Source organism: Ruegeria sp. CDSA034, from assembly GCF_059612275.1.
On sequence record NZ_JBXWQH010000008.1, the window covers coordinates 1 to 24,882 of the forward strand.

General features: G+C 57.0%; 20 protein-coding genes. 5 read left to right on the forward strand and 15 right to left on the reverse strand.

Annotation, left to right across the window (positions count from 1 at the left end; all coding sequences use genetic code 11):
• Positions 1-137 precede the first annotated feature (137 nt).
• The 3 genes from fusA to rpsL are packed head-to-tail and all read right to left on the reverse strand — an operon-like array spanning position 138 to position 3,131.
• Positions 138-2,255 (reverse strand): elongation factor G, encoded by a 2,118-nt coding sequence (gene fusA, locus AC2FLJ_RS13835; protein ID WP_496706325.1) that lies wholly within the window; start codon positions 2,253-2,255, stop codon positions 138-140.
• Between the two features lie 18 nt (positions 2,256-2,273).
• Positions 2,274-2,744, reverse strand: a complete 471-nt coding sequence (gene rpsG / locus AC2FLJ_RS13840) for a 30S ribosomal protein S7 (protein ID WP_008756926.1) — start codon at positions 2,742-2,744, stop codon at positions 2,274-2,276.
• Positions 2,745-2,759: 15 nt separating this feature from the next.
• On the reverse strand, positions 2,760-3,131 hold the full coding sequence (gene rpsL / locus AC2FLJ_RS13845) for a 30S ribosomal protein S12 (protein WP_005621086.1): 372 nt from the start codon (positions 3,129-3,131) through the stop codon (positions 2,760-2,762).
• A gap of 385 nt (positions 3,132-3,516) precedes the next feature.
• Between rpsL and AC2FLJ_RS13850 the strand changes: the two genes are divergently transcribed.
• Positions 3,517-4,323 carry a putative rhamnosyl transferase gene (locus tag AC2FLJ_RS13850; RefSeq protein ID WP_496706327.1) on the forward strand — a complete coding sequence of 269 codons (807 nt, stop codon included), beginning with the start codon at positions 3,517-3,519 and terminating at the stop codon, positions 4,321-4,323.
• Here the strand turns inward: AC2FLJ_RS13850 and AC2FLJ_RS13855 are convergent.
• From AC2FLJ_RS13855 to rplJ, 6 genes are all read right to left on the reverse strand, one after another.
• Positions 4,308-5,177 (reverse strand): DMT family transporter, encoded by an 870-nt coding sequence (locus tag AC2FLJ_RS13855; protein ID WP_496706329.1) that lies wholly within the window; start codon positions 5,175-5,177, stop codon positions 4,308-4,310. The two genes, AC2FLJ_RS13850 and AC2FLJ_RS13855, sit on opposite strands and share 16 nt — an antisense overlap.
• Positions 5,178-5,264: 87 nt before the next feature.
• Positions 5,265-5,720 carry a macro domain-containing protein gene (locus AC2FLJ_RS13860; protein ID WP_496706331.1) on the reverse strand — a complete coding sequence of 152 codons (456 nt, stop codon included), beginning with the start codon at positions 5,718-5,720 and terminating at the stop codon, positions 5,265-5,267.
• Positions 5,721-5,855: 135 nt separating this feature from the next.
• A complete protein-coding gene (gene rpoC / locus AC2FLJ_RS13865) occupies positions 5,856-10,097 on the reverse strand; it encodes a DNA-directed RNA polymerase subunit beta' (protein WP_496699287.1) in 4,242 nt (1,413 codons plus the stop codon).
• Positions 10,098-10,146: 49 nt separating this feature from the next.
• Positions 10,147-14,280 (reverse strand): DNA-directed RNA polymerase subunit beta, encoded by a 4,134-nt coding sequence (rpoB, locus tag AC2FLJ_RS13870; RefSeq protein ID WP_282120251.1) that lies wholly within the window; start codon positions 14,278-14,280, stop codon positions 10,147-10,149.
• Positions 14,281-14,532: 252 nt separating this feature from the next.
• Positions 14,533-14,907: a 50S ribosomal protein L7/L12 gene (gene rplL, locus AC2FLJ_RS13875; protein ID WP_037314964.1), complete on the reverse strand. Its 375-nt coding sequence runs from the start codon at positions 14,905-14,907 to the stop codon at positions 14,533-14,535.
• A gap of 79 nt (positions 14,908-14,986) precedes the next feature.
• Positions 14,987-15,505 (reverse strand): 50S ribosomal protein L10, encoded by a 519-nt coding sequence (gene rplJ / locus AC2FLJ_RS13880; RefSeq protein ID WP_058272482.1) that lies wholly within the window; start codon positions 15,503-15,505, stop codon positions 14,987-14,989.
• Between the two features lie 481 nt (positions 15,506-15,986).
• Here rplJ and AC2FLJ_RS13885 point away from each other — a divergent pair, with 481 nt between their 5' ends.
• Positions 15,987-16,961, forward strand: a complete 975-nt coding sequence (locus AC2FLJ_RS13885) for a phosphotransferase (RefSeq protein WP_496706333.1) — start codon at positions 15,987-15,989, stop codon at positions 16,959-16,961.
• A gap of 160 nt (positions 16,962-17,121) precedes the next feature.
• The gene (locus tag AC2FLJ_RS13890) at positions 17,122-18,162 is read left to right on the forward strand and encodes a Hint domain-containing protein (RefSeq protein ID WP_496706335.1); all 1,041 of its coding nucleotides are present in this window, start codon (positions 17,122-17,124) and stop codon (positions 18,160-18,162) included.
• A 160-nt stretch (positions 18,163-18,322) separates the two neighbouring features.
• Here AC2FLJ_RS13890 and rplA read toward each other — a convergent pair whose 3' ends face one another.
• Together rplA and rplK are read right to left on the reverse strand one after the other, a co-directional pair.
• Positions 18,323-19,021, reverse strand: coding sequence for a 50S ribosomal protein L1 (gene rplA, locus AC2FLJ_RS13895; RefSeq protein ID WP_058272485.1), 699 nt, complete (start codon positions 19,019-19,021; stop codon positions 18,323-18,325).
• Between the two features lies 1 nt (position 19,022).
• Positions 19,023-19,472 carry a 50S ribosomal protein L11 gene (rplK, locus tag AC2FLJ_RS13900; RefSeq protein ID WP_037314971.1) on the reverse strand — a complete coding sequence of 150 codons (450 nt, stop codon included), beginning with the start codon at positions 19,470-19,472 and terminating at the stop codon, positions 19,023-19,025.
• A 312-nt stretch (positions 19,473-19,784) separates the two neighbouring features.
• Here rplK and AC2FLJ_RS13905 point away from each other — a divergent pair, with 312 nt between their 5' ends.
• Positions 19,785-20,645, forward strand: coding sequence for a hypothetical protein (locus tag AC2FLJ_RS13905; protein ID WP_496706338.1), 861 nt, complete (start codon positions 19,785-19,787; stop codon positions 20,643-20,645).
• Positions 20,642-21,406, forward strand: coding sequence for a hypothetical protein (locus AC2FLJ_RS13910; protein WP_496706340.1), 765 nt, complete (start codon positions 20,642-20,644; stop codon positions 21,404-21,406). The genes AC2FLJ_RS13905 and AC2FLJ_RS13910 overlap by 4 nt, the downstream gene beginning before the upstream one ends.
• A 131-nt stretch (positions 21,407-21,537) precedes the next feature.
• Here AC2FLJ_RS13910 and nusG read toward each other — a convergent pair whose 3' ends face one another.
• From nusG to AC2FLJ_RS13930, 4 genes are all read right to left on the reverse strand, one after another.
• A complete protein-coding gene (gene nusG, locus AC2FLJ_RS13915) occupies positions 21,538-22,071 on the reverse strand; it encodes a transcription termination/antitermination protein NusG (protein WP_058272488.1) in 534 nt (177 codons plus the stop codon).
• A 200-nt stretch (positions 22,072-22,271) separates the two neighbouring features.
• Positions 22,272-22,469, reverse strand: coding sequence for a preprotein translocase subunit SecE (gene secE / locus AC2FLJ_RS13920; protein WP_058279820.1), 198 nt, complete (start codon positions 22,467-22,469; stop codon positions 22,272-22,274).
• A 68-nt stretch (positions 22,470-22,537) separates the two neighbouring features.
• A complete protein-coding gene (ccoS, locus tag AC2FLJ_RS13925; RefSeq protein WP_058272490.1) occupies positions 22,538-22,696 on the reverse strand; it encodes a cbb3-type cytochrome oxidase assembly protein CcoS in 159 nt (52 codons plus the stop codon).
• A 5-nt stretch (positions 22,697-22,701) separates the two neighbouring features.
• Positions 22,702-24,879 (reverse strand): heavy metal translocating P-type ATPase, encoded by a 2,178-nt coding sequence (locus AC2FLJ_RS13930; protein ID WP_496706343.1) that lies wholly within the window; start codon positions 24,877-24,879, stop codon positions 22,702-22,704.
• Between the last annotated feature and the right edge of the window lie 3 nt (positions 24,880-24,882).

Sequence of the window (24,882 nt, forward strand, 5' to 3'; positions counted from 1 at the left end):
GTCTTGCCGTGGTCAACGTGGCCAATCGTGCCGATGTTGACGTGCGGCTTATTACGCTCAAACTTTTCCTTTGCCATGATGGCCTCCTTTTTCGGTAATTAAGGGAGCCCCTGAACAGAGCTCCCTCAAATCTTCGCTTATGCGTATTTCGCCTGGATCTCGTCCGAGATGTTCTGCGGAACCGGATCGTAGTGATCGAACTGCATGGTGAACTGGGCACGGCCCGACGACATCGAACGCAGTGTGTTGATGTAGCCGAACATGTTGGCCAGCGGAACGAACGCGTCGATCGCGATGGCGTTGCCACGGTTTTCCTGACCGGAAACCTGTCCCCGACGTGATGTCAGGTCGCCGATGATGCCGCCGGTGTATTCTTCCGGGGTGATCACTTCGACCTTCATGATCGGCTCAAGCAGTTTTGCACCGGCTTTGCGCATGCCTTCACGCATACCCATACGAGCCGCGATTTCAAACGCCAGAACCGAGGAGTCCACGTCGTGGTATTTACCTTCGATCAGGGCAACTTTGAAGTCGATCACGGGGAAGCCAGCCAGCGGGCCGCTATCCATGACGGATCTGATGCCTTTTTCGACACCCGGGATATATTCCTTGGGTACCGAACCACCAACAACGCGGGATTCGAACGAATAGCCTTCACCCGGTTCTGTCGGAGAGATAATCATCTTCACCTCGGCGAACTGACCCGAACCACCCGACTGTTTCTTGTGGGTGTAAACGATCTCGGCTTCGTGACCGATGGTTTCGCGATAGGCCACCTGCGGCGCACCAATGTTCGCTTCAACCTTGAATTCACGCTTGAGACGGTCAATCAGGATGTCCAGGTGAAGTTCGCCCATGCCCTTCATGATGGTCTGACCGCTTTCAATGTCAGTTTCCACACGGAAGGACGGGTCTTCTGCAGCCAAACGGCCCAGACCCTGGCTCATCTTTTCCTGGTCAGCCTTGGTTTTCGGCTCAACCGCAATCTCGATCACCGGATCGGGGAAGGTCATCGTTTCCAGAACCACCGGATCGCCGGTCGAACACAGAGTGTCGCCCGTGGTGGTGTCTTTCAGACCTGCCAGCGCGATAATGTCGCCTGCGAATGCTTCCGTGATTTCCTCACGATCATTCGAGTGCATCATCATCATCCGGCCGATACGCTCTTTCTTACCCTTGGTCGAGTTCAGAAGCGTGTCGCCCTTGGCCAGAGTACCCGAGTAGATGCGGGTAAAGGTCAGCGAGCCAACAAAGGGGTCGTTCATGATTTTGAATGCCAGGCCCGAGAACGCCATGTCATCATCCGCGCGGCGGGCAATGTTACGGGTTTCTTCTTCGTCACCGGGTTTGAAGCCCATGTAATCGACAACGTCCAGCGGGCTGGGCAGATAGTCGATCACAGCATTCAACAGCGGCTGAACGCCTTTGTTCTTGAACGCCGAACCACCCAGAACCGGAACAAACGCGATTTCCAGAGTACCTTTGCGCAGCAGGGCGCGCAGGGTCGGAACGTCGGGCTCATTGCCTTCCAGGTATTCCATCATCGCGTCGTCGTCCATTTCGACGGCCGCTTCGACCATTTTACCGCGCCATTCGTCAGCCATGTCTTTCAGGCTGTCACGGATCGGTGCTTTGACCCAGCTTGCGCCCAGGTCTTCGCCCTGCCAAAGCCATTCTTCCATGGTGACCAGGTCGATCAGGCCTTCCAGCTCGGTTTCTGCGCCGATCGGAATACCAACCGGAACAGCACGTGCGCCGGTACGGTCTTCGATCATTGCAACGCAGTTGAAGAAGTCTGCGCCGATCTTGTCCATCTTGTTGACGAACACCATACGCGGAACCTTGTAGCGGTCAGCCTGACGCCACACGGTTTCGGTCTGGGGCTCAACACCAGCGTTTGCGTCCAGAACGCAAACGGCACCGTCGAGAACCGCCAGCGAACGCTCAACTTCAATGGTGAAGTCAACGTGGCCGGGGGTGTCGATGATGTTCAGGCGGTGCTTGGGCGAGTCAGCAGTTTCACCGTCTTCGGTGCGTTCCCAAAACGTGGTGGTCGCAGCCGAAGTGATGGTGATGCCGCGTTCCTGCTCCTGCTCCATCCAGTCCATGGTGGCTGCACCATCGTGCACCTCACCGATGTTGTGGGATTTGCCGGTGTAATACAGGATGCGTTCCGAACAGGTCGTTTTACCTGCATCGATATGCGCCATAATACCGAAGTTACGGTAATGGTTGAGTGTATATTCGCGTGCCATTTTGATAAGCCTCTGGAATTACCAACGGTAGTGGCTGAAGGCTTTGTTCGCCTCGGCCATCTTGTGGGTGTCTTCGCGCTTTTTCACGGCAGTACCGCGGGACTGTACGGCGTCCAGCAGTTCGCCCGCAAGGCGCTCTTCCATGGTGTTTTCGTTACGGCCACGCGCAGCAGTGATCAGCCAGCGGATGGCCAGTGCTTCGCGGCGCTCGGGGCGCACTTCGACCGGAACCTGATAGGTTGCACCACCAACCCGGCGCGAACGAACCTCGACCGACGGTTTGATGTTGTCGAGCGCTTCGTGGAACACTTCGACAGGAGCGCGCTTGATCTTGCCTTCAACGCGGTCAAAAGCGTTGTAAACGATGCGCTCTGCGACCGACTTTTTGCCGTCGATCATCAGGTTGTTCATGAATTTGGTCAGTACCTTGTCGCCAAATTTGGCGTCAGGCAGGACTTCGCGTTTTTCGGCGGCGTGACGACGTGACATATCAGCCTCTCCTTCTTACTTGGGACGCTTCGCGCCGTATTTCGAACGACGTTGCTTACGGTCTTTGACGCCCTGGGTATCCAGAACACCACGCAGGATGTGGTAACGGACACCGGGAAGGTCTTTTACACGGCCGCCACGGATCAGAACAACCGAGTGTTCCTGCAGGTTGTGGCTTTCACCGGGGATGTACGAGATGACCTCGAACCCGTTGGTCAGGCGCACTTTGGCAACCTTACGCATAGCCGAGTTCGGCTTTTTCGGTGTGGTCGTATACACACGAGTACAGACGCCGCGTTTCTGCGGGCACTGCTCCAGGTGCATGGACTTCGAGCGTTTTACTTTGGGCTGACGCGGCTTGCGGATCAGCTGTTGAATAGTTGGCATTCCGGTTTCTTCCCCGTTTTGCAACACACATGACATGCACGCGCATTGCGTGCGGCTAAACTTGCTGCGTTCGTGCGTCCACAAGCGCAAAACCCGCGAGCGTTCCCATTCCGAGGTGAACGTCGCGGTTTGTTATCAGAGGGCGCGAACGATAAAAGTGTCCGGGCCTTGACCAGTTCATTACTGGAATCGGTTGTGGGGCGGCCCCCGGCACCGAGATGACGCGCGTATATGGGGAGTCGGCCCGAGTGTCAACAGCACATACCCGACAAGCCGATTGACGGCGTTTTACCAAGACTTAGCTGCAGCTTCCAGTGCTACTCGCCCGTTGCCGGCAATTGCGGATTTCTGCATAGTGGCCGCGAAACTTTTCGATGGACGAAACATGCAAGTCATTGGCCTGTGCCGCTTTTCCTACCCCGCGATCGGCGGTTATCAGGTAGAACACGAAACTGTCGAAAAGCGTCGTCAATACCTGTATAACCCAGAGCGGCTGGAAGAACGGTTTCGACTGTTCGAAACCACCACCCTGCCCGGTTTTCGGGAACAGACAGACGAGGACTTTGAGCTGGCGGTGCTAGTCGGTGAATGCCTTCCCAAAAAGTCCATGGACCGGCTGTATGATCTCACCTCGGGCATCAGGCAGATCCGCATCGTCAAGCGCACACCAGCTCGGCATCGCCCTGTCGTCAAAGAGGTTCTGCACAGCGCCCGCACCGCCCCGGATCAGCCATGTCTCCAGTTCCGGCATGATGACGATGATGCCGTCTCGGTCGACTTTGTCGAACGCCTGCGCCTTGCGGCGATTGACGCCAAAGGACTGACCCGGAAAAGCCGGACGGTCGGGCTGGATTTCAACAGCGGGTTTCTGGCGCGGTTTGGACCGGATGGCACGCAAGCCCTCCCAGTGTTCCGATCCCTTTTGGGCGTTGGGTTGGGGATGTATATTGCCGGCGGCTGCAAACACACGATCATGAGTTTCACGCACCATAAGATCGGTCGTTTCATGCCCGTGATCAGCTATCCCGACGCGCCCATGTGGGTGCGTACGCTGAACAACTTCAACGACTCCCCCCATGCCCGCGCCAGCAAGACCGAGCTGTCCCCACTGACACCGGAACAAGAAGGCGAGTTCATTGCGCGATTTGCCATTGAACAGGACAGGGTGCGGCGGGCTCACTCGGCAGGTTGAGACTGACGTTCCCGGAACAGCGTGAAAAGCCCCGCACCCACGACCAGAACAGCGCCCAACATCGTGATCGTATCAGGCCAATCGCCAAAAATGATCCAACCCAGCCCCAAAGCCCAGATCAGGCTGGAATAACGGAACGGCGCGATAAAACCGACGTCGCCTTCGCGCATGACCATGACGCTGCAAAGATATCCGGTCAGAACAAAGACTGCAGCTGAGGCCACCATTATCCCTGCACCCAGTGTAACCGGCTCCCACCCTGTGACTGCAGTTGCGATCCCTGCGGCCACTGTAATGGAAACCGACGTCGCCAATGTGACCGTCAAGGACGGAACATGGGTGGACATACGCCTTGTAATCAGGTCGCGCGCGGTGACGGATGCCACGGCAATCAGAGCGTAGGTCGCGTAAATACTGAACCCATCAGGCCCCGGCCGTACGATCAGCAACATTCCAGCAAATCCCATCCCGATCGCTAGAATGCGGCGCCAGCCGATATGTTCACCAAAGAACAAAACAGCCCCCAATGTCACCGTAAGTGGCAACGCCTGAAGAACGGCCGTTACATTTGCAAGCGGCATATGCAAAAGCGCTGTCAGAAAGAAGAATGTGGCCGACAACTCGGCCAGGCAGCGTGCAGCAACAAGCCATTTGTCGTGGCGCGGAAAGTTCAGGTGCAGTGCCCCAAGGTGACGCGCCATCAGAAACACCAATAACGTCGCCAAGAGTCCACGCATCGCAACCATCTGAAACAGCGGCAAGTCTGCCCCCGCAACTTTGATCAAAGCATCATTCACGGTAAAGGCGGCCATGCTGCCCATCATCAGCACCGCGCCCTTCACATTCGGGGTCATAGTGGCGGATTCCAATACTTTAAAGAAACTTGGCCCATTGGCCGTAAGCCCGTGAACGATGTCAATATGCAACGTCAGGCCTGCTGATCAGCCAGGCAATATCACCAACGTGTGGTCCATACCCGCAAGAGCTACGTCAATGAGCGGCGCGATCTCTGCCCAATTGCCACCGGCCAGACCTGCACCTATCATCGGATAGCCGATCCGCGATGCGGGGAATGCGCGTGCAATCTTCGAAAAACAACCCGAGATCGCCTCATATTCCACAAGCGGCCCCGGCCCCTCCCAATGAAACTGGGTATAGGCATTAACCACTACAAATTCGGTCGTGCCCCGCGTGATCTGGACCGAAGAAATCGTTCCGAGTTTTGATCGGGACCCAAGGTCCGTCTGCTTGTCGGCCTCAAGCGCATCAGGGAATTCCGCCACAATCGCCCGTGCTATCCCGGCCCCCATCGCATGGAAGCAATTGCAACCGTGAACGATGACATCAAACTCACCGTTCAGTGCAAGCTGTATCAAATCACCCTTGATTGTAGGCATCATGCATCCCTTGGTCAGTGGGTCGCTGTCTTCGAGACTATTCAGTTGTATCACGATTGGGCGAAAGCGCACCAAGGGCAAAGGAAAAGGCCCCGCGAAATCGCAGGGCCTTTCCTTATTTCTATGATGAGAAAGTTACTCGCGGCTTTCCGGTGTTTCCACCAGAACGTCCAGCTCGTCACCGACCATGTCGTCATCCATGACCGGCGCAGCCAAGGCAGCGGCCGCTTCGGCCTCTTCCCGGCGGGCTTCGATCACGACGTTGTCGCGGCCTTGCGCAACCTGGCGCACGGCCTGAGTGGCCCCACCGGTACCGGCTGGGATCAGACGGCCGACGATGACGTTCTCTTTCAGGCCAACCAGTTTGTCCTTCTTGCCCTGAACCGAAGCTTCGGTCAGCACGCGGGTGGTTTCCTGGAACGACGCCGCCGAGATGAACGAACGTGTCTGCAGCGAGGCTTTGGTGATCCCCAGAAGGATCGGTTCGCCCTGAGCTGGACGCCCGCCGCGGGCCAACGTCTTCTCGTTGGCTGCGTCGAACTCCTGCTTGTCGACATGTTCGCCTTTCAGCAGAGTGGTGTCGCCTGAGTCCAGGATCTCCCACTTCTGCAGCATCTGACGCACGATGACTTCGATGTGCTTGTCGTTGATTTTCACACCTTGCAGGCGATAGACGTCTTGCACCTCGTCGATCATGTAATCCGCCAGCGCTTCGACACCCATGATGGACAGGATGTCATGCGGAGCCGGGTTACCGTCCATCAGGTATTCACCCTTCTGGATGAAGTCCCCTTCGGCGACCGGGATGTGCTTGCCCTTGGGTACCATGTACTCGATGGTCTCCATGGACTCGTCAGCCGGTTCGATGCTGATACGGCGCTTGTTCTTGTAGTCGCGGCCAAAGCGCACGTAACCATCGGCTTCTGCGATGATCGCGTGATCTTTCGGACGACGGGCTTCGAACAGTTCGGCCACACGTGGCAGACCACCGGTGATGTCCTTGGTCTTGGCGCCTTCACGCGGGATACGCGCAACGACTTCACCAGCCTCGATTTTATCACCGTCTTCGATCGACAGGATCGCATCCACCGACATCGGATAGTGAACCGGGTTGCCCGCATCATTGCGGACCGGCTCGCCATCGTCACCAACCAGAATGATCTCGGGCTTCAGGTCGCTACCTTTGGGGGCGGCGCGCCAGTCGATCACGATCTTCTGGGTCATGCCGGTTGCATCGTCGGTCTCATCGCGGACAGCAATGCCCGAAACAAGGTCGACATACTTCGCGGTACCGGCTTTCTCGGCGATGATCGGCAGGGTGTAGGGATCCCACTCGTACAGCTTGTCGCCACGAGCCACCTTGGCGCCATCCTTGACGAACAGCTTAGAGCCATAGCCCAGCTTGTGGCTGGCACGTTCTTCACCGTGTTCGTCCTTGATCACCAGCTTCATGTTCCGGCCCATGACCAGGATTTCGCCTGCGGAATTGGCCAGAACCTGCGGGTTCTCGAACGAAACCACACCGTCTTGGCTGGCTTCTTGGAATGACTGCTGACCACCTTGGGCAACACCGCCGATGTGGAAGGTCCGCATCGTCAGCTGTGTGCCAGGTTCACCGATGGACTGGGCGGCGATGATGCCGACAGCCTCACCCGTGTTGACCCGCGTACCACGTGCAAGGTCACGACCATAGCAGGTGGCACATACACCTTCCTCGGACTCACAAGTCAGAGGCGAGCGGATGCGCATCGAAGCAACACCGGCCTCGTCAATGGTGTCGGCCATGCGTTCGTCAATCAGCTGACCCGCAGCGACCAGAACCTCTTCCGTACCCGGACGCAGAACGTCATCGGCAGAAACACGACCCAGCACACGTTCGGCCAGCGATGCAACAACCTCACCATCGTTGACCGCAGCTTCGGCGGTGATCGCACGTTCAGTACCACAGTCGATCTCACGAACGATGCAGTCCTGCGCCACGTCCACCAGACGACGGGTCAGGTAACCCGAGTTCGCCGTCTTCAGAGCGGTATCCGACAGACCCTTACGGGCACCGTGGGTCGAGTTGAAGTACTCGAGAACGGTCAGACCTTCTTTAAAGTTCGAGATAATCGGCGTCTCGATGATGTCACCGTTCGGCTTGGCCATCAGACCACGCATACCGCCCAGCTGTTTCATCTGAGTAACCGAGCCACGCGCACCCGAGTGGGCCATCATGTAGACCGAGTTTGGTTCTTGTTCGGAACCATCCTCTGCCCGATCCGAAGACGAGATCGTGCCCATCATCGCATCGGTGACGCGGTCGTTACACTTCGACCAGGCATCGACAACTTTGTTGTACTTTTCGCCCTGCGTGATCAGACCGTCCATGTACTGTTGTTCAAAGTCTTTTACCTGACTGCGGGTCTCATCAACGATGCCCCATTTGTCATCAGGGATGACCATGTCGTCCTTACCGAACGAGATGCCCGCCTTGAACGCTTCTTTGAAGCCCATCGACATGATCTGGTCACAGAAGATAACCGACTCTTTCTGACCGCAGTAGCGGTAGACGGTGTCGATTACCTGCTGCACTTCTTTCTTCCGCAGCAGACGGTTAACCAGCTCGAACGGGGCCTTGTTGTTCATCGGCAGCAAGGCACCCAGACGCAGACGGCCCGGAGTAGTCTCGAAACGCTTCTGAACTTCGTTGCCTTCGTCGTCGATCTGCGTGATCCGCGCGGTGATCTTGGTGTGCAGGTGCACTTCGCCGGAATCCAGCGCGTGCTGAACTTCGTCGATCGAACCAAACACCTTACCTTCGCCCGGCATGCCTTCGCGTTCCAGGGTCACATAGTACAGACCCAGGATCATATCCTGCGACGGAACGATGATCGGCGCACCGTTTGCAGGCGACAGAACGTTGTTCGTCGACATCATCAGAACACGGGCTTCCAGCTGGGCCTCAAGGCTCAGCGGGACGTGCACAGCCATCTGGTCACCGTCGAAGTCGGCGTTAAACGCCGAACAGACCAGCGGGTGCAGCTGGATGGCTTTACCTTCGATCAGAACCGGCTCAAACGCCTGAATGCCCAAACGGTGCAGCGTCGGCGCACGGTTCAGCATGACAGGGTGTTCGCGGATCACCTCGTCTAGGATATCCCACACTTCGGGACGCTCTTTCTCGACCAGTTTCTTCGCCTGCTTCACGGTCGAAGACAGACCCTTGGCTTCAAGGCGCGAGTAGATGAACGGCTTGAACAGCTCCAGCGCCATCTTCTTGGGCAGACCACACTGGTGCAGCTTGAGTTCCGGACCGGTCACGATGACCGAACGGCCCGAGAAGTCGACGCGCTTACCCAAAAGGTTCTGACGGAAGCGACCCTGCTTACCTTTCAGCATGTCCGACAGCGATTTCAGCGGACGCTTGTTGGCACCGGTAATCACGCGCCCACGACGGCCATTGTCGAACAGAGCGTCCACGGATTCCTGCAACATCCGCTTTTCGTTGCGGACGATGATGTCAGGTGCGCGCAGTTCGATCAGACGCTTCAGACGGTTGTTCCGGTTGATGACGCGGCGATACAGATCGTTCAGATCCGAAGTCGCGAAACGGCCACCATCCAGCGGAACCAGCGGACGCAGTTCCGGCGGAATGACCGGGATCACGGTCATCACCATCCACTCAGGCCGGTTGCCCGACTCGAGGAAAGATTCAACAACCTTCAGACGTTTGATGATCTTCTTGGGCTTCAGTTCACCAGTTGCTTCGGCCAGATCAGCGCGCAGCTGCTCGGCTTCGGCTTCCAGATCGATCTGAGCCAGCATTTCACGGATAGCTTCCGCACCGATGTTCGCCGTGAACGCGTCCATGCCATAGGCATCCTGCGCGTCCATGTACTCTTCTTCGGTCAGCATCTGGCCATAAGACAGGTCGGTCAGACCGGGCTCGATGACGACATAGTTTTCAAAGTACAGAACACGTTCCAGATCGCGCAGCGTCATGTCCAACATCAGACCGATGCGGGACGGCAGCGATTTCAGGAACCAGATGTGCGCAACGGGTGCTGCCAGTTCGATGTGGCCCATACGCTCGCGGCGGACTTTCTGCAGGGTGACTTCCACACCGCATTTCTCGCAGACAACGCCGCGATACTTCATCCGCTTATATTTGCCGCACAGACATTCGTAATCTTTGATCGGGCCAAAGATACGCGCGCAGAACAGACCGTCACGCTCGGGCTTGAACGTCCGGTAGTTGATGGTTTCGGGTTTCTTGATCTCGCCATAGGACCAAGACAGAATCCGCTCGGGCGACGCCAGGGAGACTTTGATCTCGTCAAAGACTTTCGGCGGCGTCAGCGGGTTGAACGGGTTATTGGTGATTTCCTGGTTCATTTTGCGTCCTTACAAATTGGGATGGGATGAGTGTGGGGCGTTGCCGCCCCTACTCTTCCTCCGCATCCAGGAGTTCCATATTCAGGCCGAGGCCACGGACTTCTTTAACCAGAACGTTGAACGATTCCGGTACGCCCGCTTCAAAGTTATCCTCGCCCTTGACGATCGACTCATAGACCTTGGTCCGACCGGCGACGTCATCCGATTTCACGGTGAGCATCTCCTGCAGGGTGTAGGCGGCGCCGTAAGCTTCCAGAGCCCAGACTTCCATCTCACCAAAGCGCTGACCACCGAACTGCGCCTTACCACCCAGCGGCTGCTGGGTTACCAGGCTGTACGGCCCGGTCGAACGCGCGTGGATTTTGTCATCCACAAGGTGGTGCAGTTTCAGCAGGTACTTGATGCCAACGGTGACCGGACGCGCGAATTGCTCACCGGTACGACCGTCGAACAGAACCGACTGACCGCTTTCCGAGAAGCCCGCACGCACCAGCGCGTCGTTGACGTCAGCCTCTTTGGCACCGTCAAAGACCGGGGTCGCGATCGGAACACCACGGGTCACGTTGCCCGCCGCCTCGATCAGGTGACCTTCGTCCATGCCGGCAATGCCTTCTTCATAGACATTCTCGCCATAGGCCAGCTTCATCGCTTCGCGAACCGGGGTCAGGTCGCCGGAACGGCGGTATTCACCCAGTGCCTCGTCGATGTTCAAACCCAAACCGCGTGCGGCCCAACCCATGTGGGTTTCAAGGATCTGACCAACGTTCATACGCGAAGGCACACCCAGTGGGTTCAGACAGAAATCAACCGGCGTACCATCGGCCAAGAACGGCATGTCTTCCATCGGAACAACTTTGGAGATCACACCTTTGTTCCCGTGACGGCCGGCCATCTTGTCGCCCGGCTGCAGCTTACGCTTCACGGCGATGAAGACTTTGACCATCTTCATCACACCCGGCGGCAGATCGTCACCACGACGGACTTTTTCGACCTTGTCTTCGAAACGGGCATCCAGAGCGCGCTTGAGCACTTCGTACTGCTCGTTCAGAGCCTCTACGATCTGCGCGTCCTTCTCGTCTTCCAACGCCAGCTGCCACCACTGACCACGGGTCAGCATGTCCAGCAGTTCCTCGGTGATCACCGATCCTGCCTTGACGCCTTTCGGGCCTTTGACAGCGGTTTTACCCAGGATCAGACCCTGCAGACGCGCATAGATGTTGCGGTCAAGGATCGCCAGCTCGTCATCCCGGTCACGGGCCAGACGTTCGACTTCCTCACGCTCGATCTGCAGCGCACGCTCGTCTTTTTCCACACCGTGACGGTTGAAGACGCGGACTTCCACGACCGTACCGTAATCACCCGGCTTCACGCGCAACGAGGTATCGCGCACGTCAGATGCTTTTTCACCAAAGATGGCGCGCAGCAGCTTTTCTTCCGGGGTCATCGGGCTTTCGCCCTTCGGAGTGATCTTGCCAACCAGAATATCGCCCGGCTCAACATCCGCACCGATGTAAACGATGCCAGCCTCGTCGAGGTTACGCAGCGCTTCTTCACCGACGTTCGGGATGTCGCGGGTGATCTCTTCCGGGCCCAGCTTCGTGTCACGGGCAGCGACTTCGAATTCCTCGATATGGACCGAGGTAAAGACGTCATCACGCGCAATACGTTCGCTGATCAGGATCGAGTCTTCGTAGTTGTAGCCATTCCACGGCATGAACGCGACGACCACGTTCTTACCCAGTGCCAGTTCACCGATATCGGTGGACGGACCATCGGCGACAACCTCGCCTTTCGTGACAGTGTCACCCACTTTCACCAGCGGACGCTGGTTGATGCAGGTGTTCTGGTTCGAACGCTGGAATTTGCGCAGACGGTAGATGTCCACACCCGCGTCGCCCAGTTCCAGATCTTCGGTAGCACGAATAACGATACGCTGGGCATCGACCTGGTCGATGATACCGGCACGTTTCGCCTGAATCGCAGCGCCCGAGTCGATGGCAACCTTTTCCTCGATACCGGTGCCGACCAGCGGCGCCTCGGCCCGCAGCAGCGGAACCGCCTGACGTTGCATGTTCGAGCCCATCAGAGCGCGGTTGGCGTCGTCATTTTCAAGGAACGGGATCAGCGATGCAGCAACCGATACCAACTGTTTCGGGCTGACGTCGATCAGGTCCACATTCTCGCGCGGGGCAAGGGTGTAGTCGCCGGACTGACGGGTCGAAACCAGATCGTTGATGAACTTGCCATCTGCATCCAGTGTCGCGTTCGCCTGCGCCACAGTGTGACGCATTTCTTCGGTCGCGGACATGTAGTGAACCTCATCGGTCACCTCGGCGTCTTTGACGACGCGGTACGGTGTTTCGATGAAGCCATACTTGTTAACGCGGGCAAAGGTGGCCAGCGAGTTGATCAGACCAATGTTCGGACCTTCAGGCGTTTCAATCGGGCACATCCGACCATAGTGGGTCGGGTGCACGTCACGCACCTCAAAGCCCGCACGCTCGCGCGTCAGACCACCGGGGCCAAGCGCCGAAAGGCGGCGTTTGTGGGTCACTTCCGACAGCGGGTTGGTCTGGTCCATGAACTGCGACAGCTGCGACGAGCCGAAGAATTCGCGAACAGCAGCAGCAGCCGGTTTCGCGTTGATCAGGTCCTGCGGCATGACAGTGTCGATCTCGACCGACGACATACGCTCTTTGATCGCGCGCTCCATGCGCAACAGGCCGACGCGGTACTGGTTTTCCATCAGTTCGCCGACCGAACGGACACGACGGTTACCAAGGTGGTCGATATCGTCGATGTCACCTTTGCCGTCGCGCAGTTCGACCAGCGCCTTGATGCAGGCCACGATGTCTTCGCGGCGCAGGGTGCGCAGGGTATCCGGCGCATCTAGAGCTAGACGCATGTTCATCTTCACGCGGCCAACGGCGGACAGGTCATAGCGCTCGCTGTCGAAGAACAACGTGTCGAACAGGGCCGAGGCCGCTTCGACGGTGGGCGGTTCACCCGGACGCATAACACGGTAGATATCCATCAGCGCGGTGTCCCGGCCCATGTTCTTATCTGCCGCCATGGTGTTGCGCATGTACGGACCGACGTTGATGTTGTCGATGTCCAGAACCGGAATCTCGGTGACGCCGGCATCGACCAGCTCTTTGACTGTGCCGCCGATCAGTTCGCCGTCCTTGTCATATTCCAGCGTCAGCTCATCACCGGCTTCGACATAGATCGCACCGGTTTCTTCGTTGATGACGTCTTTGGCGACGAATTTTCCAACGATGTGGTCGAATGGAACCAGCAGGTTGGTGACAGTGCCTTCGTCGATCAGTTTCTTGACAGCGCGCGGTGTGACCTTCTTGCCTGCTTCAGCAATCACTTCACCCGATTTCGCATCAATCAAATCATAAGTCGGACGGGTACCGCGCACACGTTCCGGGAAGAACGGAGCGATCCAACCCTTCTTCTTGTCCAGCTTATAGGACACGGTGTCGTAGTACGCATCCATGATCGCTTCCTGATCCAGACCCAACGCATACAGCAGGGTGGTCACAGGCAATTTGCGGCGACGGTCGATACGGGCGAACACGATGTCCTTGGCGTCGAACTCAAAGTCCAGCCAGCTGCCGCGATACGGGATGATGCGGCAAGCAAAGAGCAGTTTACCCGAAGAGTGGGTCTTGCCCTTGTCGTGGTCAAAGAACACGCCGGGCGAACGGTGCATCTGGGACACGATCACACGCTCGGTGCCGTTCACGATGAACGTACCGTTGGGCGTCATCAGGGGCATGTCGCCCATGAATACGTCCTGTTCTTTGATGTCTTTGACGGATTTGGCGCCGGTGTCCTCGTCGACATCGAACACGATCAGACGCAAAGTGACCTTCAGCGGAGCGCTGTAGGTCATGTCGCGCTGCATGCACTCTTCGACGTCATATTTGGGTTTTTCCAGATCGTATTTCACGAACTCCAGAACGGAGGTTTCGTTGAAATCCTTGATCGGGAAGACCGATTGGAACACGCCTTTGATGCCTTCGCCGTCTGTGGGCACATCTGCATCGCCGGAGCGCAGAAATAGATCATAAGAGGATTTCTGGACCTCAATGAGGTTCGGCATCTCCAGCACTTCGCGGATTTTGCCGTAATATTTACGAAGACGTTTCTGGCCAAGGAACGTTTGAGCCATGTCAGATGTCACCTTTCGATGTTCTCAGCGGACAAAGACACCGTCGGGCCCCGGTGCCTTGCACATTAGAGACGACACGCCCGGATCAATTCGTGGCCACCGTCCCGAATGGCAGCCTCCCGATCCGCGAACCGCGTCTTAGAAAACACCCCAATATTCAGAGGCCCTTTCTAAGACAGGTTCGGCTGGACCCGGATTTCTCCGGATCCAGCCAAATTCTGCGGCACATCAGCGATGCACCTGTCGAATGGCTTAGGCCAGCTCGACTTCGGCGCCAGCTGCTTCCAGCTTGCCTTTGACTTCTTCGGCTTCGTCTTTCGACACGCCTTCTTTGATCTTGCCGCCAGCTTCGACCAGTTCTTTGGCTTCTTTCAGGCCCAGACCGGTGATGCCGCGAACTTCTTTGATCACGTTGATTTTCGAAGCGCCGGCGTTCTTCAGAACGACGTCGAATTCGGTTTTTTCTTCCTCAGCTGCGCCACCGGCGTCGCCACCGGCTGCCATGACAACTGCGCCGCCTGCTGCGGGCTCGATGCCATATTCGTCTTTGAGGATGGTTTTCAGTTCTTGTGCTTCCAGCAGGGTCAGACCCACGATGCTTTCTGCGAGTGCTTTCAGATCAGCCATTTTATCAGCTCTTTCCGTTTACAGTGTGTGTTCCAACGTCAGGGTGGTTACCCTACGCAGATCATTCAGTGCCAACCGCTTACGCAGCTTCCGCCTTCTCTTCGATGGTGGAAAGGATGCTTGCGATGTTGCTTGCAGGTGCGCCAATTGCGCCAGCGATGTTCGAAGCAGGTGCGCCAAGCATGCCCGCGATAGTAGCAATAAGCTCCTCGCGCGAAGGCATTTTCGACACGGCTTCGACGCCGGCACGATCCAGAGCGTTCTCACCCATTGCACCGCCAAGAATTTCGAACTTTTGGTTCTCTTTGGCGTAGTCCTGGGCCACTTTGGCTGCTGCCACAGGGTCCTCGGAATAGGTCAGAACGGTCATACCCGTCAGCAGGTCGGCAATGCTTTCACATGGCTTTCCGTCGAGGGCGATTTTGGCGAGCCTGTTCTTGGCAACACGCACGGAGCCACCCGCGTCACGAGCACGTGCGCGAAGGTCCTGCATCTCGGCAACTGTCAGACCGGCGTAGTGCGAAACCACTACGACGCCAGAGCTTTCGAAGATTTGGCCGAGTTCCTCGACCACTTTCTCTTTCTGGGCTCTATCCACAGTTCTCTCCAAGTTTGGGGCGATATCTCACCCCGGCTCATATTAGCCGCAGCTTTCGCTCCGGCGTTCAGGTCCGTTGTTACGGGATTGGCCAAAATGCGCCCGAGGGTTGGACCCCCCAGAATTCTTTGGTCTTACCCGTCTCAGGCAGGGAATTAAGGGGCCGTATGGCACCACCCACCGTCTTGGACGAAACAAAATAAAGCGCACGACGAATCGCACGCTTTACTTCGTAGCCCTACTTAGGGCAGATGGGGCCGGTTTCCAAGGGGTAAATTGCGGTTTGCGCAGGTTCGCAACAGCATCTGTCGAAAACGATTTCCACCCCGTTTGGAGCTTAGCATGTATATAGGCGCGGATTTACGCAGCACAACGCGCAAACGCCAATTCAAGCAGCTCAAAGCATCGACTTTCCGTTGACACGGACATCGCACTGTTATCCTGTCCGGAGACTGGACAATAGCACTCAGGACTTGGCCCGTTGGCTGGAACGCTGCCCCTTTCAGACGAAGAAAATGCCCGCGTCGCCTTGTATATCGACGAGTTTTCAAACCAGTTCCTGAAAGTGCCCATCCGCCGCTATGAATGCATCTACCGATCGCATGCGTTCGACGACACGCGATCCGTCGTGATCCTGCATACCGCAGCGCAGGCCTTCGCCCTTAAGATCGACACGCAATCGCCAGACACCGGGCGATTGCGGAACGAATATGACCTGCTCGTCGAACTGTACCGATTTTTTGAGGGCAATGAGACTTCGCGCGTTGTCCGACCCGTTTACCTCTCGCCAGGTGGCGCTTTTCTGGTGACCGAATACATCAATCGGCCAACCGCCGTTGATCTGATCTACAACAGCAAAGACGATGATCAGGTCGCCCAGGTGTACCGTCGCGCGGGGTCGTGGCTGAACGATCTTCACAGTCGCAATCCGCCTGTTCGCTACGCCTTTCGCCCCAGGTGGATGACAGACAGCTTGAAAGAGCTGATGACGGCCGTTCCCAACAAAATCGCGAACCAAAGCCGGACGATGGTGAACCTGATGCTGTCCGAAGGGACCCGCCTGAAGGGCACCGAGGACCTGCGCGTGTTTTCACATGGCGATTATCACGGGCAGAACCTGATTGTGGGACAGGGGAAAACGATTGGTCTGGATTTCACCGAAGCTCGAGACAAGCTAGCGGTCTACGATATCGTCGATTTTCTAAAAGCGGATATCTTTCGAAATGGCGGCGCATCGGGTGTCGACCGAAGCGGTATCCTTAAAAGAAACAAAGACATGTTCTTTCGCCTTTACCGACATCCTGTCAATGTTGAAATCCTGGATTATTGTCTCCGCGGACGGCTATTGAAAGACTGGTTGGCCTTGTGGCGAAACGACCACGAATGCAGCGAATTCGAAAGAGACAAGCGGCAAAGACTGGGCGATCGCCTGCAGGTCGCGTTCCAACTCCGTTAAGCTGGATGAATGGTCAGCGTAAATGACGAGATTGTGAGCGACATCGCGCAAATCTTAGTTGACCGAACCATCCCAAGAAACGTTATCCCAAACCATAACCCACGCGGCGTTTGTCAGTTTAGGCCGACAATAACCGCCACACAGAAGGTAAGTCGCTTACATGGTTCTCCGCAGTTTTTTTGCTCAGGACAGCTCCAGCCTGGTCGCTACTTTTGTCCCGGATACAGCTGACTCGAACGATATCGTGGTCGGAGGCTCGATCATCAACAATTCGGACACACCGGATGGCACCATCTTTACCTACTCGGGCGGCACCGGCACCACCATCACACTGGATGACACTGCTGGCAGCCCTGACGTTTTCGACGATGACCTGCCAGCTGGCCACGTCATTACGGATGGTGGCGGTATAGTGACAAACGGCATGCAGGTAGAATCTGAGTCAATTATCACGGTGCGAGCCCTGGATGACGATCTCAACCCGACCGGGCCAGAAATCACCATCTATGTGTTTTCCCAAGGCGGCGTGACGCAGGACGTTTGGGGCTATGCGACATCTGCCCCGCTAGATACCGGAACGTCGTATGTCAAAACCGGTGGTTCAAATGCCGGGTCGTCGGCTTATGCTGACTATGTTACCTGCTTTGGGCCGGGAACCCTTATCGAAACTGCCGACGGTATCGTTGAGGTTCAAGACCTCACAAAAGGTCAACGCGTCTGGACACGGGACAGCGGATTTCAACCGATCCTCTGGATCGGAACGACCGAGGCTCATGGTCATGGGTCATTTGCTCCGGTGGTAATCGAGGCCGGCGCTATCGGGAACACGAAAGAGCTGGTGGTTTCGCAACAGCATCGAATTCTGATCGGCTCACCTGCCACTGACATGCTTTTTGGATCATCCGAAGTGTTCGTGGCCGCCAAGCACCTGTGTGGCCTGCCGGGGGTTTCGATCCGCCCGGCGGATCGCATTACCTACACCCACTTCATGTTCGACCGACACCACATTGTCCGATCCAACGGCGCGCTGACAGAAAGCTACTATTTCGGCGAAAATGCAAAATACGCGCTGTCGTCCCCGCAACGGTCGGAAATCCTGGCGCTATTCCCGTCGATCGAAGATGTCAGCGAAGCGTTTCGACGCACCGCGGCCCCAACAATCAGCGCGCGTGAGGCCGGTGTATTGCGCGCATATATCTAAGCCATAGAGGTCAGACGCGCGCAGTCTTAAACCGCAGCTTCCGCCTGGCGCAGGCCACTTGAATGCGGCCTTCACGCGGACAGCCTGATCATCTTTAAGTAAAAGATCCCGGGCGGTTCGCACCACCCGGGATTTCATCTTCGCAGTATTGCTATTGGGCTTATTCGCCCGATGCGGCGGCAACATCCAGAGTCACGCCAGGGCCCATGGTCGAGCTCAGCGCGATTTTCTTCATGTAGGTGCCTTTGGCGCCTGTCGGCTTGGCCTTGGCCACGGCCGAGATAAAGGCGCGGACGTTTTCGACCAGCTTGGCTTCGTCGAAGGACGCTTTGCCAACACCGGCGTGCACAACGCCGCCTTTTTCCGCCTTGAACTGAACTTCACCACCCTTGGCTGCTTCCACGGCCGCTTTCACGTCCATGGTCACGGTGCCAACTTTGGGGTTCGGCATCAGGTTGCGGGGGCCCAGAACTTTACCCAGACGACCGACGATCGGCATCATGTCAGGGGTGGCAATGCAGCGATCAAATTCGATGGTGCCGCCCTGAATGGTTTCCATCAGGTCCTCTGCGCCAATGATGTCCGCGCCTGCTTCTTTCGCTTCGTCAGCCTTGGGGCCACGAGCGAACACAGCAACGCGCATGGTTTTGCCGGTGCCATTTGGCAGGCCGACAACACCACGAACCATCTGGTCCGCGTGACGGGTGTCAACACCCAGATTCAGCGCGATCTCGATGGTTTCGTCGAATTTCGAGGTTGCATTGGCTTTGACCAGGGCAACTGCCTCGTCCACCGACAGGTTTTCCTTGCCAGCGACAGCTTCGCGCGCGGCGCGCGTACGTTTACCGAGTTTTGCCATCTTACTTCACCTCGATGCCCATAGAGCGGGCCGAGCCCAGGATGATCTGCATTGCGCCTTCGACGTCGTTGGCGTTCAGATCTTTCATTTTGGCTTCGGCGATTTCGCGAACCTGCTTCGAGGTCACGGTTGCCACGGTCTCACGACCTGGGTTTTCCGCGCCACGGGGACGGTTACGCTTGCCAACCGGCTTCAGACCAGCCGCTTTTTTCAGGTAGTAAGACGCGGGCGGCGTCTTGATGTCCATGGTGAAGGACTTGTCCTGATAATAGGTAATCACGGTCGGGCAAGGTGCGCCTTGCTCCATGTCTGCGGTCTTGGCGTTGAACGCCTTGCAGAATTCCATGATGTTGATGCCGCGCTGACCCAGCGCCGGACCAACTGGCGGCGACGGGTTCGCCTGACCTGCAGGAACCTGCAGTTTCATTGTACCAGCAAGCTTCTTGGCCATTTGGTTTTCCTTTCAACGTAGGCAGGACGCGTCCCACCCGGTTTATGTTGCGTGGTCCGATCCGGGATCGCGATCCCAGCAACCTCCCACGAGAGAATCTCGCCCGAAGACGATAGAGGCGGCATGTATAGGGGAATGGTGGGGTTGGCAAGTAGCTCGCACCTTATTTCCAAAAGGCGCGTTTGTGTCCTGGACGAGCCCCTGTGACAGTTGAAAACAGCAAAACAAAATAAATAAATTGAATACATAAGTTGCTTAAGAAACGCAGGCGGGTATCTTGGTACGGCTTGGACACAGAAGAGGTGGTCAGGGATGGCATCATCTCGACTGAACAAGGGGCTATTGGTCTGCATTCTTTCTGCTATGCTGCCGGGCTGCGGTAGCAAAGCGCAGGATCAGGGTACAGAGCCGAAGGCGGTCACCCAAACCGGCGGGTCCAACAGTTCTTCTTCATACTCTTCGACGGGAATTGATCCTGCCACCTATGCCGGTCAGTTTCAGATCAAATTGACTAAAGAAGTCCCGCTGCGCGATATTCCCGTTCCCTTCACGGTTTATGGTGGCCTCGAAGAAGCCAGCCCAACCCGATTGCAATTGCGGGCCTTTATGGATTTGCGCGGATTGCAGGAAAAAGCGCCTCAAATACTGACCGGTCCCCTGGAAGAAAGCTGTAAACGCCAGATCTATCTTGAGGTTCGCGAAGTCACCGCCATAGACGACACCATAAAGATCGAGGGTTCAGCCCGAGCGCAGTTTACGAGATGTAACCGCCATGAAGAGCCGGGCTTTCGGTATTTTGGGGCCACAGTGGACGCGGTGGCCGTCGCCAAGGCCGAGGTGAAGGGCCAATGCCTGACATTCAGCATCGAAGGCGTTGATCTAGATCCGCGCGGTTTTATTGGCGCTGTCTCCAATCTTTTCGGCCTGACCAACCGCATCAACGAAGCCGTCCTCGAAAAAGGCGGGGAATTTTTGACTGCGCACCCGGTCTGCCCGCCATTGCCCGCGGAGTTCACTGTACTCGACCCGATTTACGAGTCCGGGGGCACTCGGGAAATTGCGCCTGGCGGGATGGGTGCTGCCATTGTCGGGTCTGCCGATGTCAGCGCTGAGACAATTGTCGAAGTCCTTGGAGGATTGAAGGAGCTTGGCGTATTGGAGTTTGCTGAATGAGACTTTGGTTGATTTTTCCAGTCTTAATGGCAGTAGTTCTGGGAGCCCGAGCACCCGACGCGCAACAGGTAGATTTTGTCATCGACGCGACACTGCCAGTTCGTGATACGGAATTGCCTTATACGCTTGATCTGAACCTCTCCGCTGTTGCCCCTACCCGGATCGGTGTGGGTGCCCTTCTTGATCTGCGCGAAGTACAGAAAACTGTACCTGAGCGACTGGCGGAAAACGCAATAGTCGACAATTGCGGCCTGCAAGTCCGACTGGATGAATTCGGCTTTAAGGCTCAAGACGACGCGATCGATCTGGATGGGCAAGTGACCATCACAATCTTTGAATGCAGCCGAACCAGTGAGCGCGACTTTCAGCGGGGTGAACAAAAAAACTCTATCCAGGCAAACATGTCCACCGAAGCGACTGTAGAGTTGCGGGACAACTGTGCCTATTTCGAACTTATCGACCTCGTACTCACGGCTCCCGAAGCGCAGCGCGAAAAACTCCTTGAGGACGATACGCTCGAGTCCGTCAAGAAGCTGATGTTGGCTGCCGTAGACCTTGTTTTGAACGAAACCCCTTTGTGTCCGGTACTGCCGGCAGAGCTCGCGTCTCTTGATCCGGTTTATGACTCTGGTGGCCCACGAGAGATCGGAGAAGGTGGACTTGGTGTATTTTTGGACGGTTCGGTGGATGTCAGCCCGTCGACAATTCTGGACATCCTAACAGTTCTTCAACAACAAGAACTAATTCCCGGTCCGCCCTAGCTGCAAAGCTCTTACTTTCCGGTCGATTTCTTCTGCCTTTTGCCTGCGAACTTGAAAAGCTGATGCCATAAAAGCAAAAGCGCCGCGTTGCTCCTAGCATCGCGGCGCTCCAAAATTCGCTGAAGTGGGTTTTAGCCCTGCTTCGTAACCTGCGTAAAGTCCAGCTCGACCGGGGTTTCGCGACCAAAGATCGAAACCGAGACTTTCAGCTTCTGGGCTTCGTCGTCCACACCTTCGACCATACCGTCGAAATCCTCGAACGGGCCGTCGTTGACCTTGACCTTCTCGCCCACTTCGAACGAGATCATCAGTTTCGGCGCGTCTTCACCTTCCTGAACACGGTTGAGGATCTGGTTCACCTCGGCGTCGCGCATCGGCATCGGGCGGCCCTGCGGGCCCAAGAAGCCGGTAACCCGGTTGATCGAGTTGACCAAGTGATAGCCCTGATCCGACATTTCCATATGCACCAGCACGTAGCCGGGCATAAAGCGGCGTTCGGTCGTGACCTTCTTGCCCCGGCGCACTTCGATCACCTCTTCGGTGGGCACCAGTACTTCGTCGATATCGTCCTCAAGGCCTTGCTCAGCCACGGACGTGCGGATCTGCTCTGCGATCTTCTTTTCGAAGTTCGAAAGAACGCTGACCGAGTACCACCGTTTCGCCATGAACCTGTCGTCCTTGTTTGCCTTCGGTGCGTTCGGAATGCCGCAAGCACCGTCATTGAAATTCTGCCACGTCACCCGGAATAAAAAGCGGCGCACAGCCCGAATCGCCGCACGCCCATTCCGAATAGTACTGTGTCAACTACTCTGACATCCCGCGCTGTGCAAGGGGGCTGTGGCGTTTCCGCCCGGCCCAATCCGGTTTAACCGAATGCGCCCAGGATCAGTTGCAGACCGCCGCGAATACCCAGATCGACCAGCGCAAAGAACACAGCGGTCAGTGCCGCCATGATGAACACCATGACCGTGGTCAGCAGAACCTCGCGCCGGGTCGGCCAGACGACCTTCGAGACTTCGGCACGGACTTGCTGAATGAACTGGATCGGATTCATAGTTGCCATTTGGCTTGGTTCTCTCTGCTAGCGGATGGGCCGGACATAACCGGGCATTGCGGCAATTTCAAGAGTGGTCAGGACTTGGGCTTGTCATCCCATTCATCGCTGAGGATACGCCGCGCGTCACCCTCGGGATCATCATACTGGTTCGACCGCACCGTGTAGATAAACGCCACAAGGCCAACCCCGCCCAAAAACAGGGAAATCGGTATGAGATAGGCCAGAACTTCCATATCAACTACCTCAGGCGCAGGGCATTCAGGGACACGGTAATCGACGACGTCGACATCGCCAATGCCGCGATCAGTGGCGTGGCGAACCCGGCCACGGCCAAGGGTACCGCGATGATATTGTAAACCGTGGCGATGCGAAAGTTCTCGCGAATCCTTTTGGTCGCCTTCACTGCTGTGTCACAGGCATCTGCAATCGGGGACAAATCGTTGCCCAGTAATACGATATCCGACGCCACCCGCGCTGCGTCCAGCGCCGAGGCAGGTGAAATTGACACATGCGCCGCGGCAAGCGCGGCTGTATCGTTTAGCCCGTCACCAACCATCAGGACGTGGCGGCCCTGGTCGCTGAGCTCCTGTACATGGGTGGCTTTATCCTGAGGCAGCGCCTCGGCAATCCATGTTTCAATCCCAAGCTTGTCTGCCAGCGTTTGAACCGCGCCTCGTGTATCACCCGAGATGAGAACGACACTCTTTTCGCCGTCACGGAACGCCTGCACAGCCTCGGCCGCGCCCGGACGCAGAGAATCCGAGAACAGAAACGCAACCGGTGACTGCCCCGTGACCGCCAACCAAGCTGCCGTCTGATCACCTTCGGTCGCGCCGGTCCAACCGGCGCGCCCAAGGCGCACACGCTGATCACGGTAGGTTCCTTCGGTGCCATAACCCGGAACCTCGACCACATCCTCAAGTCTGGCAGGCTTGATCCCGGCATCTCTGGCGAACTTGGCAAGCGACACCGACAACGGATGCGAAGACGCCTCGGCCAGTGCCAGTGCAATCTCAAGATCCGCGCGGGAATGATCCTCAAGATTGGTCAATTCCGGAGTGCCGGATGTAAGTGTGCCGGTTTTATCAAAAACGACCGTATCAACCTCGGCCAGACGTTCCAGCGCAGTAGAATGTTTGATTAGCATCCCCTTGTGAAACAATCGCCCCGAGGCCGCCGTCGTCACAGCGGGCACAGCAAGCCCCAGCGCACAGGGGCAGGTGATGATCAGAACCGCCGCAGCGATGTTCAGCGCGGTTCGGATATCGCCGGAATAGATGTACCACCCAAGGAAACTGAGCGCGGACAGAATATGCACCCCCGGCGCGTATAGCTTGGCCGCCTTGTCAGCCAGCGACGTATAGCGCGATCGACCGGATTCTGCGATGGCCACCAGATCCGCCATACGGTGCAGTGACGTATCCTCACCGACCGCTGTGGTCCGGATCGTCAGCGGGCCCGTCAGGTTAACCTCACCCGCGCTGACGGCGAGACCGGCTTCGGCAAAGACCGGGAGGGTCTCGCCCGTCAACAATGACCGGTCGAGCTCCGACTTGCCCGATACAATCTCACCATCCACAGGCATACGCCCGCCGGGCCGAACTAGAATCAGATCACCAACCGCGAGGCTTGCGACGGACACCTCTTCTTCGGCCCCATAAACTAAGCGAATGGCACGCGGCACTTCCAGGGCCGTCAGTTCTTCGGCTGCTGATCGCGCTGCGGCGCGGGTGCGGTAGTCCAGATATCGGCCCGCGAGCAGGAAGAAAGTCAGCGTCAGTGCGGCGTCGAAATACGCATGCTCTCCGCTGAGCGCGGTTTCCCACAGCGACGTCATGAGCGCCAACAGAATGGCCAGCACAATCGGCACATCCATGTTCAATCGTTTGACGCGCAGCGCACTCCAGGCGTTGGCAAAGAAGGGCTGCGCGGAAAAGGCAATCGCTGGCAGAGCAATGGCCGCTGAAATCCAGTGAAACAGGTCCCGCGTCGCATCCGTAGCCCCTGACCAGACCGACACAGACAACAGCATCACGTTCATCGACGCGAAACCAGCCACCGCCAATCGCATCAGCAGATCACGCCCGGCCTTGTCGGATTGGGTTGCCGACAAAGCGCCCGGGTCCAGCTCATGCGCCTCGTACCCGGCGCGCTCCAAAACGGGGATCAGGTCAGCAGCGTGTGTCTCAGCGGCTGCTTTGACCATTGCACGCTTGAGCGTCAGATTGACCCGCGCGTCCTCGACACCCGGATGGGCGTTCAGCGCGCGTTCAACGTTCGCAATACAGGCCGAGCAGTGAATGCCGGGCAGGGATAGGGCAATCTGCACATCTTCAGGAACGGGGCGCGCTGGTTCCGCCGGTGCTGCGATGCAACCGGGGCATGCCGCCGTACCTGAGCTGAGCTGAGCGGTCATCCC

What these genes read in the sequence shown, in the direction of transcription:
- AC2FLJ_RS13910 (WP_496706340.1), top strand. Translation starts at nt 20,642, where the DNA reads ATGAGACTTTGGTTGATTTTTCCAGTCTTAATGGCAGTAGTTCTGGGA.
- AC2FLJ_RS13890 (WP_496706335.1), top strand. Translation starts at nt 17,122, where the DNA reads ATGGTTCTCCGCAGTTTTTTTGCTCAGGACAGCTCCAGCCTGGTCGCT.
- AC2FLJ_RS13905 (WP_496706338.1), top strand. Translation starts at nt 19,785, where the DNA reads ATGGCATCATCTCGACTGAACAAGGGGCTATTGGTCTGCATTCTTTCT.
- secE (WP_058279820.1), bottom strand. Translation starts at nt 22,469, where the DNA reads ATGGCAACTATGAATCCGATCCAGTTCATTCAGCAAGTCCGTGCCGAA.
- AC2FLJ_RS13930 (WP_496706343.1), bottom strand. Translation starts at nt 24,879, where the DNA reads ATGACCGCTCAGCTCAGCTCAGGTACGGCGGCATGCCCCGGTTGCATC.
- rplL (WP_037314964.1), bottom strand. Translation starts at nt 14,907, where the DNA reads ATGGCTGATCTGAAAGCACTCGCAGAAAGCATCGTGGGTCTGACCCTG.
- rpoB (WP_282120251.1), bottom strand. Translation starts at nt 14,280, where the DNA reads ATGGCTCAAACGTTCCTTGGCCAGAAACGTCTTCGTAAATATTACGGC.
- nusG (WP_058272488.1), bottom strand. Translation starts at nt 22,071, where the DNA reads ATGGCGAAACGGTGGTACTCGGTCAGCGTTCTTTCGAACTTCGAAAAG.
- rpsG (WP_008756926.1), bottom strand. Translation starts at nt 2,744, where the DNA reads ATGTCACGTCGTCACGCCGCCGAAAAACGCGAAGTCCTGCCTGACGCC.
- rplK (WP_037314971.1), bottom strand. Translation starts at nt 19,472, where the DNA reads ATGGCCAAGAAGCTTGCTGGTACAATGAAACTGCAGGTTCCTGCAGGT.
- ccoS (WP_058272490.1), bottom strand. Translation starts at nt 22,696, where the DNA reads ATGGAAGTTCTGGCCTATCTCATACCGATTTCCCTGTTTTTGGGCGGG.
- rpoC (WP_496699287.1), bottom strand. Translation starts at nt 10,097, where the DNA reads ATGAACCAGGAAATCACCAATAACCCGTTCAACCCGCTGACGCCGCCG.
- rplA (WP_058272485.1), bottom strand. Translation starts at nt 19,021, where the DNA reads ATGGCAAAACTCGGTAAACGTACGCGCGCCGCGCGCGAAGCTGTCGCT.
- rpsL (WP_005621086.1), bottom strand. Translation starts at nt 3,131, where the DNA reads ATGCCAACTATTCAACAGCTGATCCGCAAGCCGCGTCAGCCCAAAGTA.
- fusA (WP_496706325.1), bottom strand. Translation starts at nt 2,255, where the DNA reads ATGGCACGCGAATATACACTCAACCATTACCGTAACTTCGGTATTATG.
- AC2FLJ_RS13850 (WP_496706327.1), top strand. Translation starts at nt 3,517, where the DNA reads ATGCAAGTCATTGGCCTGTGCCGCTTTTCCTACCCCGCGATCGGCGGT.
- AC2FLJ_RS13855 (WP_496706329.1), bottom strand. Translation starts at nt 5,177, where the DNA reads ATGACCCCGAATGTGAAGGGCGCGGTGCTGATGATGGGCAGCATGGCC.
- AC2FLJ_RS13860 (WP_496706331.1), bottom strand. Translation starts at nt 5,720, where the DNA reads ATGCCTACAATCAAGGGTGATTTGATACAGCTTGCACTGAACGGTGAG.